The organism is Actinotalea ferrariae CF5-4 (genome assembly GCF_000603945.1).
Classification (GTDB): domain Bacteria; phylum Actinomycetota; class Actinomycetes; order Actinomycetales; family Cellulomonadaceae; genus Actinotalea; species Actinotalea ferrariae.
Genome location: NZ_AXCW01000142.1, coordinates 1 through 10,545, shown reverse-complemented (window position 1 = coordinate 10,545; position 10,545 = coordinate 1). Strand labels below are relative to the sequence as shown.

Sequence of the window (10,545 nt, the reverse complement as noted above, 5' to 3'; positions counted from 1 at the left end):
GACGGCGCCCCGCGCCCTCCCCCGACAGGTCGCGCCGCGCTTCGTCCCCGCCCCCACGCCGCCGCACGACGTCGACGCCGGCCTGCCCGCCGCGGTCGAGCTGCTGCGCGGGCGGCGCCTCGCGGTCCTCACCGGCGCCGGGGTCTCCACGGACTCGGGCATCCCCGACTACCGCGGGCCCGACTCCCCGCCACGCCGCCCGATGACCTTCCAGCAGTTCGTCGCGGACGCGGCGTTCCGCCGCACCTACTGGGCGCGCAACCACGTCGGCTGGCGGTACGTCCACCGCACCCGGCCCAACGCGGGGCACGAGGCGCTGGCCCGCATGGAGGCCCAGGGCGTCGTCGTCGGGCTCATCACGCAGAACGTGGACCGGCTGCACACCCTGGCCGGCAGCCGATCCGTCATCGACCTGCACGGCACGTACGCGGAGATCGTCTGCCTGGACTGCGGGGACCGGACCACCCGCGACGCGCTCGCGCGCCGGCTCGAGGCGCTCAACCCGGGCTTCGCCGAGGCGGTCGGCGCGGTCGCGGACGTCGAGATCGCCCCCGACGCCGACGCCGTCATCGAGTCCACCGAGGGCTTCCGCGTCGCGGACTGCGAGCGCTGCGACGGGATGCTCAAGCCCGACATCGTCTACTTCGGCGAGTCGGTCCCCAAGGAGCGGGTCGAGCGGGCCTACGCCCTCGTCGACGAGGCCGACGCCCTCCTCGTCGCCGGCTCGTCCCTCGCGGTGATGTCCGGGCTGCGGTTCGTCCGGCACGCCGCGCGGACGGGTCGCCCCGTCGTCATCGTCAACCGCGGAGCCACGCGCGCGGACGTGGAGGCGACCCTCCGCGTGCACGCCGGCACGTCCCACCTGCTGCCGGCCCTCGCGGACCGCCTCGCGGCGCATCCGGTCGGGACGGCCTGACCGCACCCGCCGAGCATGGCTCCCGCTCGCGGCACGATCCCCGCAGCGCGACAGTGGTCCCGCAGCGACCACCCACCCACCTGGAGGACACGATGAGCCGCTCAGCCCTTCCCCGCGCCGCCCGCACCCGCCGCCGCATCGCCGCTGCCGCCCTCGTGGCCGCGCTCCCCCTGACCATGGCCGCCGGGTGCCAGGAGGAGGGCGAGGTCGGGCCGGGCGTCGAGCAGGAGGAGGGCGAGGAGCTCGACCAGGAGCAGGGCGAGGAGGGCGAAGAGGACTGAGCCTCCTCAGCCCGGGCCGAGGGCGGCGCCCGCGACCGCACGGCAGCACGGGCGGACGTCGGCGCCACCGCACGACAGCGGTGGTGCCGACGTCCGCCTGACGCCTCGTCGGACCCTCGGTCCGTCGTCAGGCCCCGCGTCGTCAGACCCGCGTCGTCAGACCCCGCAGTGCGGCGCCTCGCCCTCTCCGAGCACGGCGACCTCGCCTTCCGGGCCCAGGTGGTCCGGCAGCCCGAAGCGCGCGAAGAGGTCCGTGTCGAACCAGACGGTCACCGCCGCCACGCCGTCGGCCGACACCGTGAGGTGCTGGAGCTGAAACGCTCGGTGCACGCCGTCCGGCCCGCGCATGTACATCCCGACCGCGGGGGCGCCGTTCGCCCGGGTGAGCAGGAGCCGCATGTCGCCCGCCCCCTGCGCCGGGCACTGCGTGCTGATGAGGCGGCCGATGTCCTCCGCGCCGCGGTACCACTCCTCGAACGGAGGCATCTCCCACTCGGCGTCGGCGGTCAGGAGCTGGACGATGCGCTGCACGTCGTAGGCCTCGAACGCCTCGACGTAGGCCTCGAGCAGCTGGTGCAGCCGCGGGTCGTCGTCGGCGAGGCGGGGCGTCGCGTCCGGGTCGAGCTTCGCCAGGTGCGCGCGGGCCCGTTGGAGGCTGCTGTTGACCGACGCGACGGACAGCCCGAGCGCCTCGGCGATCTCCGACGCCTGCCAGCAGAGCACGTCCTTGAGCAGCAGCGCCGCCCTCTGCTGGGCGGTGAGGTGCTGGAGGGCCGCGACGAACGCGAGCCGCACGGTGTCCCGCGCCAGCGCGACGTCGCCGGGGTCCGACGGCGCCGAGCCCCAGACGACGGCGTCCGGCAGCGGCTCGAGCCACGGGATCTCGGGGCGGGTGCGCAGCTCGGCCGTCGGGTCGCCGGGGGGTGCGCCGAGGCCCGTGGGCAACGGCCGGCGCGACCGGCCCTCGAGCGCGGTCAGGCACGTGTTGGTCGCGATCCGGTACATCCACGTCCGCACCGACGAGCGGTTCTCGAACCCGTGGAAGGACCGCCACGCGCGCAGGTACGTCTCCTGCACCAGGTCCTCGGCCTCCTGGACGGAGCCCACCATGCGGTAGCAGTGCGCCACCAGCTCCCGCCGCAGCGGCTGGACCATCGCGAGGAACGTGTCCTCCGTCACGGTTGTGGTCACCCTTCGGACCGTACCCCCGCCCCCCGACAGGGCGGGAGGGGGCATCCGTGATCGACATCCCGCACACGGTGCCGGCGGGGCACGGGCGTCAGAACAACGGCCAGGGCACCGGCGACATCTCGCCGTCGGGCGCGGGGAACAGCCCGTCCCCGAGCAGCCGGTCGCACCGCGCTTCGAGGGCGGCGAGCTCCGCCTCCTCGAGCAGCTCCGCCAGCCGGTCGCCCAGCGCACCCGACAGGCTTACGAGCACGCGCTCGACCCCGGCCACCTCCTCCAGGTCCAGCGGCTCCCCCACCCAGCCCCACAGCACGGTCCGGAGCTTCGGCTCGACGTGGAACGTCACGCCGTGGTCCACACCGACGCGGCGGCCGTCCGCCAGCGGCAGCACGTGCCCGCCCTTGCGGTCCGCGTTGTTCACCAGCGCGTCGAACACCGCCATCCGGCGCAGCGCGGGGGTGTCCTCGTGCACCAGTGCGACGGGCGTGCCGCCCTCGTCCCGACCCTCCAGCACCGTGCGCCAGCCGTCCGTCGGCACCTGCGACGCCGGCACCAGGTCGACGACGTCCTGCTCGGCGTCCGGCTCCTGCCACAGCTGGACCATGCCCGGACCGAGCGGCCCGTCCCGCAGCCAGGTGCGCGGCACGACCCCCCACCCCAGGGCTTCCGAGACCGCGTAGGCGGCGACCTCGCGGCGCGCCAGGGTCCCGTCCGGGAAGTCCCACAGCGGCCGTTCCCCGGCCACCGGCTTGTAGACGACGGCGACCTCGCCGATCCGGGCGACGAACGTCGCGTTCGACGCGACCGTGACCCGGCCGACCACCTCGAGCTCGCCCTCGAGGCCCTCCACCACGGTCACACGCCGTCGGGCAGCGCGCAGACGTGGCCGTCCGGGTCCACCGGCTGACCGCACAGCGGGCAGGGCGGCCGTCCGGCGTGGACGACCTGACGGGTCCGTTGCGCGAAGGCGCGGGCCGTCCCGACCGGGATGCGCAGGAGCAGCATCTCGTCCGGACCGTCGTCGTCGGGCTCGGGGCCGTCGTCGTCCTCGTCCTCGTCCTGCGGGAGCGGCAGGGGGTAGGCCTCGAGGACCACCTGCGCGGTCCGCGGGTCCCAGCTCAGACGCATCGTCCCGACCCGGAACTGCTCCTCCACGGGCTGGTCGAGCGGGTCGTCGTCGATGAGCTCGACGGGCGCCCGCGCCGGGACGCTGACCCCGCTGGCCGGGTCGGCCGAGAGCGCGTCCAGGAGCTGGTCGATGCGCTCCGCGAGCATCGCGGACTGCTCCTTCTCCAGCACGACGCCGATGGACCGGGCGCCCGTGCGCGCCTGCAGGTAGAAGGTGCGCTCGCCCGGCCGGCCGACGGTGCCGACGACGACGCGGTCCGGCCAGTCGAACTCGTGGACGATGTCGGGCCTGTCGGGCATGTCCGCAGTCTACGAGGGGTGACCTGAGGGGCGGCCCGGGGCGCCGTCGGCGGTCGTGGTGTGCCCGGCCCCGCCACCGACCGCTGCGTCGCCGACCGGGGCCGCCGCCGCGAGCCAGGCGAGGTCGCCCGCGTCGGTGTTCACGGCGACGACGTCGGGCCGGCTGGTCCCGTACCGCACGACCGAGACCGACGCCGGGCCGACGTTGAGGCGCTGGAAGAGGTCCAGGTGCAGGCCGAGGGCGTCGGCGAGGACGGCCTTGATCACGTCGCCGTGGCTGACCACGGCCCAGACGGCGGTCGGCCCGTGCGCCGCCTCGACCGCCGCGTCGTGCCGGCGGACCGCTGCCACCGCCCGGGCCTGCATCCCCGCCATCGCCTCCCCGCCGGGGAAGACGACGGCCGAGGGGTGCGTCTGGACGACCGACCACAGGGGCTCCGTGGCCAGGTCCCCGAGCGACCGCCCCTGCCACTGCCCGTAGTCGCACTCGGTGAGGGCGTCGTCGACCGTCATCGCCGGGGCGTCCGCCTGCCGGTCCAGGAGCGCCTGGGCGGTCTGCCGGCAGCGCTCCAGCGGGCTCGACACGACGCCGGCCAGCCGCACGCCGGCAAGGCGCTCCCCGGCGCGGTCCGCCTGGCCGCTCCCGACGTCGTCGAGCAGCACGCCCGGGGCTCGGCCGGCCAGGACGCCGGCGGTGTTCGCGGTGGTGCGCCCGTGCCGGACGAGGAGGACGGTGGCCATCCCCGCAGCCTAGGCATCCCGTCCGACCGGGGGCCGATGAGTTCCGACGGCGGCGCGTGTCAGTACCGGGCGAGAGGCTCCGCACCGGGGCCACGACAGGAGGGGGAGTCCCGTGAACCGCATGATCTTCGTGAACCTGCCGGTGAGCGACGTGACCGTGTCGCGTGCGTTCTACACCGGTCTCGGGTTCACCGTGAACGAGCAGTTCTCCGACGAGCAGGTGACCGCCATCGTGGTCTCGGACCAGATCGTGGTCATGCTCCTCGAGCGCCCGCGCTTCGAGGACTTCCTCCAGGGGACGCAGGTCGCCGACGCGCACAGCACCACCGAGGTGCTCAACGCGCTCTCGGCGTCGAGCCGCGAGGAGGTCGACCAGTTCGTCGAGCGCGCCGTCGCGCACGGCGGGAAGGCCCGCCGGCCGTACACGGAGGAGGGGATGTACGGGCACAGCGTCACCGACCCGGACGGCCACGTCTGGGAGGTCGTGTACATGGAGGGCATGGGCTGACCGGCCCGTCGGAGAGGAGAGTGCCCGTGCGCAGGCTCGTGCTGCAGACCCAGACCACGCTCGACGGCTTCATGGCCGGACCCGGGGGCGAGATGGACTGGATGACCTTCCCCTGGACGGACGACGTCGGTACGTACATCGACGGGATCATGGCGCCGGTCGACACGATCGTCCTGGGCCGGCACCTCGCGGAGGGCTTCATCCCGCACTGGGCCGCCGAGCCGGCGGACGAGCCGAAGGAGTCGGTCGACTGGATGAACCGGACGCCGCGCGTCGTCGTCTCGCGGACGCTGACGACCTCGCCCTGGGAGAACGCGACCGTCGTCGACTCGCTCGACGCCGTGCGCGCCCTCAAGGAGGCCGAGGGCGGCGACCTCATCGCCTACGGCGGCGGGGAGCTCGTCCGCAGCCTCCTGGCGGAGGGCCTGGTCGACGACGCCCACCTGTTCCTCAACCCCACGGCCATCGGCACCGGGATGCCCGTGTTCCCCCAGGGGACCCGCACCCGCCTCCGCACCGTCGGCGCCACGACCTTCGCGTGCGGCATCACCGCGCTGCACCTGCAGCCGGCTCGCGACTGACCGTCGCCCCCAACCCGTCCCGCGCCCGGCGTCGCCGGGTCCCACCGAGAGGCCACCACCATGAGCTCCATCGCACCGTGCCTGTGGTTCGACTCCCAGGCCGAGGAGGCCGCGGCCTTCTACTGCTCCGTCTTCCCGAACTCCCGGATCACCAGCACCATCCCCTACCCGGAGGGCGCACCCGGCCCCGCCGGCAGCGTCATGCTCGTCACCTTCGAGCTCGACGGCGTCGAGGTCCAGGCGCTCAACGGGGGACCCCTCTTCACCTTCTCCGAGGCCGTGTCCCTCGTCGCGACGGTCGAGGACCAGGCGGAGCTCGACCGCGTCTGGGACGCCCTGCTCGCCGACGGCGGCCAGGAGGTCCAGTGCGGCTGGCTCAAGGACAGGTACGGGTTCTCGTGGCAGGTGACCCCGAAGGGCCTGGAGGACATGGCGCAGGACCCGGAGCGCTACGCCCGGGCCATGCAGGCGCTGCTGACGATGGTCAAGATCGACATAGCGGCGCTCGAGGCGGCGGCGGACGGGGCCGAGGCGACCTCCCGCGGAGGAGCGGCGTGAGCCGGGAGGACGCGCTCGTCTGGGCAGCCAAGATCGCGGCGGCCTGCCGCTGCGGGCAGGAGGTCCGGGAGCTCGGGGACGGCGACCTGCGCTGACGAGCCCCCTGATCGCCGTTCGACCCCGGACGACCTGCGACGTGAAGGGCTTGTCCGACGACGTTCCCAGGCATCAGGGCTCGCCGTCGGGGGACGGCTCCGCCGACGGGTCGTCCGAGGCGCTCCGGGCCTCCAGGGCCGCGCCGATCGCGACGCCCAGGACCAGCCCGGTGCCGACGAATCCGACCTGGTCGACGGCGACCGCCAGCAACCCTCCGACGCCGAGGCCGATGGCGATCCCGGTCGCCAGTCCGCTGCCCCGACGCCACGCCCTGCCTGACCGTCCCCCGTGCTCATGCAGCGACCGTAGGGGGTGGACCGGGGCGGACGGCTCCGCCCCGCGACGGAGCACGGAGGACAGCGGCCCTCACCTCAGCGCTCGGCGAGCAGGTCCTCCAGGAACGCCCCGAGCGCGAGGCCGACGCCGAGGCCCACCCCCGCGCCGAACAGCAGCTCGCCCGTGAGCCACCCGACCAGCAGGCCACCCCCGAAGCCCAGCAGCATGCCGAGCGTGAACCCACGGCCCTTCTTGAGCGGCCGCCGCTCCTCCTTCGCGCTCATGGCCCCGACTCTACGGCCGGACACCGTCGAGTCCGCCGGTCCGACGCCGGACCGCCTGGTGCACCAGGCGGAGCGGACGTGGACCGGCGGACTCGGCGGGAGGGGCCGTCAGAAGACGCGGATCGCGGCCTCCGCGGGGGCGGCGAGCAGGCCCTCGATCTCGTCGTCGAGCTTGACCAGCGTCACCGACGCACCGGCCATGTCCAGCGAGGTGCAGTACTCGTTGACGTAGCTGCGCGCGACCGTGATGCCCTTCTCGGCCAGCTGGTCGTGCGCGCGGCCGAACAGGATGTAGAGCTCGCTGATCGGCGTCCCGCCCAGTCCGTTGATCATCAGCGCCACGCGGTCACCCGAGGAGAACGGCAGGTCCGTGACGACCGCCTCGAGCAGCTCGTCCACGATCTCGTCGGCGCTGACCAGCTTGCGCCGCTCACGGCCGGGCTCGCCGTGGATGCCGACGCCGAGCTCCATCTCGTCCTCACCGAGCTCGAAGAGCGGCGAGCCCTTCGCGGGCGGCGTGCACGCGGTGAGCGCGACGCCCATGGTCCGCGTCACGGAGTTGACCTTCTCGCCGATCCGCACGAGCTCGTCCATGTCGGCGCCCTGCTCCGACGCCGCACCCACGGCCTTGATCACGAAGAAGTTCCCCGCGACGCCGCGGCGGCCGATCGTGTAGGTCGAGTCCTTCACCGCGACGTCGTCGTCGATCATGAGGATGCGGACGTCGATGCCCTCGGCCTCGGCCATCTCCTTGCCCATGTCGAACGCCATGCGGTCGCCCGTGTAGTTGTTGACCAGCAGCAGCACGCCCTTGGGGCTCGCGAGCCGCTTCGCCGTCTCGTACACGTAGTCCATCGGCGGCGCCGCGAAGACGTCGCCGGGGCAGGCGGCGTCGAGCATGCCCTTGCCGACGATCATGACGTGGGCCGGCTCGTGACCCGAGCCGGAGCCCTGGACGATCGACACCTTGTCCTCGCGCGGCGCGTCGGACCGCATGATCAGGTTGTACTCGGGGACGTACGTGAGCGTGTCCGGGTTGGCCAGCGCGATGCCGCGCAGCATCTCGGGCACGAACTGCTTGGGGTCGTTGACGAACTTCTTCATCGAAGCGCCTCTCTCTGCCAGGCCTGGTCGACCTGCTCGACGATCACCGCGAGCGCCATCGCCCCGGCGTCCACGGAACCTCTGCTGCGCTCGCCCGTGTAGGACGCGCGTCCCCGCTTGGCGATCATGTCCTTCGTCGCCTCGGCTGCCTCGCGCGCCGTCGTCGACAGCGCCTCGAGGGTCGTCCGGGCATCGCTGCCCGCCTGCACCTCCTGCTCGAGCCGGTCCGCGAGCGGGACCAGCACGTCCAGGAGCGTCTTGTCGCCCACGTCGGAGTTGCCGCGGGCCTTGATGCCCTCGGCGGCGGCCCGCAGGGCGGCGGCCACCTGCTCCCCCGTCACCTCCTGGGCGTCGCCCAGGGTCGCGCCGGCCCGCAGGAACGCGGTTCCCCAGATCGGCCCGGACGTGCCGCCGATCCGGGAGGAGATGACGATCCCGACCTTCTTGAGGAACGTCCCGGGGGCGGACCGGTCCAGGTCGTCCCAGCCCTCGAGCACCTTCTCGAAGCCGCGCGCCAGGGAGTACCCGAAGTCCCCGTCGCCGACGACGGCGTCCAGGTCACCGAAGTACTTCTCGTTGTCGACGGCGGTCTGGGCGATCGTCCGGACGACCAGCTCCACCTCCTGCTGACCGCTCACGCGGCACCTCCTTCTCTCGGTTGTCCGGGGTCTCCGGGGTCCTCGACCTCCCCTGTCGCGGGGTGCCCCGGGGCCGGGGCGGGCGGGGCCGGGGCGGCCAGGACCGCCTCCAGGTCCGCGAGGGTGACGTGGTGACCGACACCCACGGGCACTCGGTCGGCGAGCACCTCGACGGCGTCGCCGTCCGGGTCCCCGAGGTCCGACACCACGAGCGCGGCCTCGGCGAAGTCCTCCTCGCGCGTGTACCCGTTGACGGTGACGACGCACCGCAGCCCGGCGCGCGTCGCGGCGAGCAGCCCGTTGCGGGAGTCCTCGACGACGACCGTCTCGTCCCGGTCCAGCCCGAGCTCCTCGAGCGCGAGCAGGTAGATGCCGGGGTCCGGCTTCTTGGCGGGGACGACGTCCCCCGCGAACACGGGCACCCGCGCCGCGACCTCCGCGCCGACGGCGTGCTCGAGCACCGCCCGCACGGACGGCTCCGCGGAGGTCGACGCGACCGCCACCGTCCAGCCGGCGTCGAGCGCCTCGGTGATGACCCGCGCGATGCCCGGCCGCGCCGGCACGCCCCCGGAGCCGACCAGCTCGGTGAACGCCGCCGTCTTCGCGCGGTGCCACTGGGCCAGGAGGTCCTTCCGCGCGGCGTCGTCGTCGGGGATGCCGGCCTCGGCCACGAACGCCGGGTCCGCGAAGAGGCTCGCCATGCGCTCCTTGCCCCCGCCGATCCTCAGCTTCTCCCCGTACTCCTCCTCGCTCCACCGCACGGGCAGGCCGAGCTCGTCGAAGGTGCGGTTGAACGCGGGGAGGTGCCCGTACCGCTCGGTGTCGCCGAGGACGCCGTCGCAGTCGAAGATCAGCGCCGTCACCACGCACGCCCCGAGGAGCCGAAGAGCTGGATGTGGTGCCGGGCCATCTCCATGACCGCGCCGCGCTGGTGCTTGAACAGCGACGGCGGGTCCCACTTGTTCTTCTCGCGCGCCCCCTCGAGGAACTCCAGGGCCGACTTCATGTAGGCCTCCTTGAGCGCGGTGGAGATGTTGACCTTCGCGCAGCCGCGCGCGACGAGGTCGCGGAACTGGTCGTCGGACAGCCCGGTCCCGCCGTGCAGCGCCATCGGGATCCCGGTCGCCTCGACCAGCGCCGTGACCCGCTCGTGGTCGAGGACCGGCGCGGCCTTGTACTGGCCGTGCGCGTTGCCGATGGCCGGCGCGAAGCAGTCGACGCCGGTGCGCTGGATGAAGTCGACGGCGACCTCGAGGCTCTGGATCGTGGGGGCGTCGTCGGAGCCGATGCCGTCCTCGACGCCCTGGATGCCCTCGATCTCGCCCTCGACGTGCGCGCCGGTGCGCCGGGCCTCGGCGACGACCTCCGTCGTCTGCCGCAGGTTCTCGGCGACGTCGAGCTCGTGGGCGTCGAACAGCACGGAGTTCCACCCCCGGGCCAGGCAGTCCGAGATCACCGCCCGGTCGGGGCAGTGGTCCAGGTGCAGCGCCACAGGCACGGGCGCGTCCGCGACGAGCGTGCGCACGATGTCGTACAGCGGCGTGCTGCCGTACTGCTTCACGGTCTTGACCGAGGTCTGCAGGATGACCGGGGCGTTCTCCTCCACCGCCGCCGCGACGACCGCCTCGATGCTCAGGTCGTCCACGATGTTGATCGCCGCGACCCCGTACCGCTCCGCGAAGGCGCGGTCCAGGATCTCCTTCAAGGGCACCACAGGCATGGGGCCTCCTCGCTGGTCAGCCGGTCGCGTCGGTGCGCCGGCTCCTGCCAGTCAATCCCGAGCAGGCGCGCGGGCGGATGGGGGAGATCCCCCATCTTCCGGCGGCATCGTCGGACCGGGCCGGCCGCCGTCAGGCCGCCAGCCAGCCCTTCCGCAGCGCGACGACGACGGCGCCCGTGCGGCTCGACGTCCCCGTCTTCCGCAGCACCGCGGCGACGTGCTTCTC

15 protein-coding genes are annotated in these 10,545 nt (G+C 73.6%); 5 read left to right on the top strand and 10 right to left on the bottom strand.

Annotation, left to right across the window (positions count from 1 at the left end):
• The first annotated feature begins 82 nt into the window (after positions 1-82).
• Entirely contained in the window at positions 83-916 is an 834-nt protein-coding gene (locus N866_RS12530) for an NAD-dependent protein deacetylase (protein WP_034226814.1), read from the top strand.
• 92 nt (positions 917-1,008) lie between these two features.
• Complete coding sequence (locus N866_RS12525; RefSeq protein WP_034226810.1) at positions 1,009-1,197, top strand: hypothetical protein; 189 nt, start codon at positions 1,009-1,011, stop codon at positions 1,195-1,197.
• A gap of 156 nt (positions 1,198-1,353) precedes the next feature.
• Here N866_RS12525 and N866_RS12520 read toward each other — a convergent pair whose 3' ends face one another.
• The 4 genes from N866_RS12520 to N866_RS12505 form a co-directional block, all read right to left on the bottom strand.
• The gene (locus N866_RS12520; protein WP_081802616.1) at positions 1,354-2,388 is read right to left on the bottom strand and encodes a sigma-70 family RNA polymerase sigma factor; all 1,035 of its coding nucleotides are present in this window, start codon (positions 2,386-2,388) and stop codon (positions 1,354-1,356) included.
• Between the two features lie 88 nt (positions 2,389-2,476).
• On the bottom strand, positions 2,477-3,244 hold the full coding sequence (locus N866_RS12515; protein ID WP_034226808.1) for an SCO1664 family protein: 768 nt from the start codon (positions 3,242-3,244) through the stop codon (positions 2,477-2,479).
• Positions 3,241-3,813 carry a DUF3090 domain-containing protein gene (locus tag N866_RS12510; protein WP_034226807.1) on the bottom strand — a complete coding sequence of 191 codons (573 nt, stop codon included), beginning with the start codon at positions 3,811-3,813 and terminating at the stop codon, positions 3,241-3,243. The genes N866_RS12515 and N866_RS12510 overlap by 4 nt, the downstream gene beginning before the upstream one ends.
• Positions 3,814-3,822: 9 nt before the next feature.
• Positions 3,823-4,554, bottom strand: coding sequence for a histidine phosphatase family protein (locus N866_RS12505; protein WP_034226805.1), 732 nt, complete (start codon positions 4,552-4,554; stop codon positions 3,823-3,825).
• Positions 4,555-4,675: 121 nt separating this feature from the next.
• Here N866_RS12505 and N866_RS12500 point away from each other — a divergent pair, with 121 nt between their 5' ends.
• The 3 genes from N866_RS12500 to N866_RS12490 are packed head-to-tail and all read left to right on the top strand — an operon-like array spanning position 4,676 to position 6,201.
• Positions 4,676-5,062, top strand: coding sequence for a VOC family protein (locus N866_RS12500; protein ID WP_245612581.1), 387 nt, complete (start codon positions 4,676-4,678; stop codon positions 5,060-5,062).
• A gap of 26 nt (positions 5,063-5,088) precedes the next feature.
• Complete coding sequence (locus N866_RS12495; protein ID WP_034226802.1) at positions 5,089-5,643, top strand: dihydrofolate reductase family protein; 555 nt, start codon at positions 5,089-5,091, stop codon at positions 5,641-5,643.
• A 60-nt stretch (positions 5,644-5,703) separates the two neighbouring features.
• The gene (locus tag N866_RS12490) at positions 5,704-6,201 is read left to right on the top strand and encodes a VOC family protein (protein WP_034226801.1); all 498 of its coding nucleotides are present in this window, start codon (positions 5,704-5,706) and stop codon (positions 6,199-6,201) included.
• Positions 6,202-6,369: 168 nt separating this feature from the next.
• On the opposite strand, the gene N866_RS12485 is transcribed toward N866_RS12490, so the two are convergent.
• From N866_RS12485 to N866_RS12460, 6 genes are all read right to left on the bottom strand, one after another.
• Positions 6,370-6,648, bottom strand: a complete 279-nt coding sequence (locus N866_RS12485; protein WP_034226799.1) for a hypothetical protein — start codon at positions 6,646-6,648, stop codon at positions 6,370-6,372.
• A gap of 20 nt (positions 6,649-6,668) precedes the next feature.
• A complete protein-coding gene (locus tag N866_RS12480; protein WP_034226797.1) occupies positions 6,669-6,857 on the bottom strand; it encodes a hypothetical protein in 189 nt (62 codons plus the stop codon).
• Positions 6,858-6,965: 108 nt separating this feature from the next.
• Positions 6,966-7,961: a dihydroxyacetone kinase subunit DhaK gene (gene dhaK, locus N866_RS12475; RefSeq protein WP_034226796.1), complete on the bottom strand. Its 996-nt coding sequence runs from the start codon at positions 7,959-7,961 to the stop codon at positions 6,966-6,968.
• Positions 7,958-8,599, bottom strand: coding sequence for a dihydroxyacetone kinase subunit DhaL (gene dhaL / locus N866_RS12470; RefSeq protein ID WP_034226794.1), 642 nt, complete (start codon positions 8,597-8,599; stop codon positions 7,958-7,960). The genes dhaK and dhaL overlap by 4 nt, the downstream gene beginning before the upstream one ends.
• The gene (locus N866_RS12465; protein WP_081802615.1) at positions 8,596-9,462 is read right to left on the bottom strand and encodes an HAD-IA family hydrolase; all 867 of its coding nucleotides are present in this window, start codon (positions 9,460-9,462) and stop codon (positions 8,596-8,598) included. The genes dhaL and N866_RS12465 overlap by 4 nt, the downstream gene beginning before the upstream one ends.
• Positions 9,459-10,319, bottom strand: a complete 861-nt coding sequence (locus N866_RS12460) for a class II fructose-bisphosphate aldolase (protein ID WP_034226792.1) — start codon at positions 10,317-10,319, stop codon at positions 9,459-9,461. The genes N866_RS12465 and N866_RS12460 overlap by 4 nt, the downstream gene beginning before the upstream one ends.
• Between the last annotated feature and the right edge of the window lie 226 nt (positions 10,320-10,545).

Bases quoted from the DNA above. Each gene is read 5' to 3' on its own strand.
- N866_RS12460 (WP_034226792.1), bottom strand. From the start codon at position 10,319: ATGCCTGTGGTGCCCTTGAAGGAGATCCTGGACCGCGCCTTCGCGGAG.
- N866_RS12525 (WP_034226810.1), top strand. From the start codon at position 1,009: ATGAGCCGCTCAGCCCTTCCCCGCGCCGCCCGCACCCGCCGCCGCATC.
- dhaK (WP_034226796.1), bottom strand. From the start codon at position 7,961: ATGAAGAAGTTCGTCAACGACCCCAAGCAGTTCGTGCCCGAGATGCTG.
- N866_RS12510 (WP_034226807.1), bottom strand. From the start codon at position 3,813: ATGCCCGACAGGCCCGACATCGTCCACGAGTTCGACTGGCCGGACCGC.
- N866_RS12490 (WP_034226801.1), top strand. From the start codon at position 5,704: ATGAGCTCCATCGCACCGTGCCTGTGGTTCGACTCCCAGGCCGAGGAG.
- N866_RS12480 (WP_034226797.1), bottom strand. From the start codon at position 6,857: ATGAGCGCGAAGGAGGAGCGGCGGCCGCTCAAGAAGGGCCGTGGGTTC.
- N866_RS12500 (WP_245612581.1), top strand. From the start codon at position 4,676: ATGATCTTCGTGAACCTGCCGGTGAGCGACGTGACCGTGTCGCGTGCG.
- N866_RS12505 (WP_034226805.1), bottom strand. From the start codon at position 4,554: ATGGCCACCGTCCTCCTCGTCCGGCACGGGCGCACCACCGCGAACACC.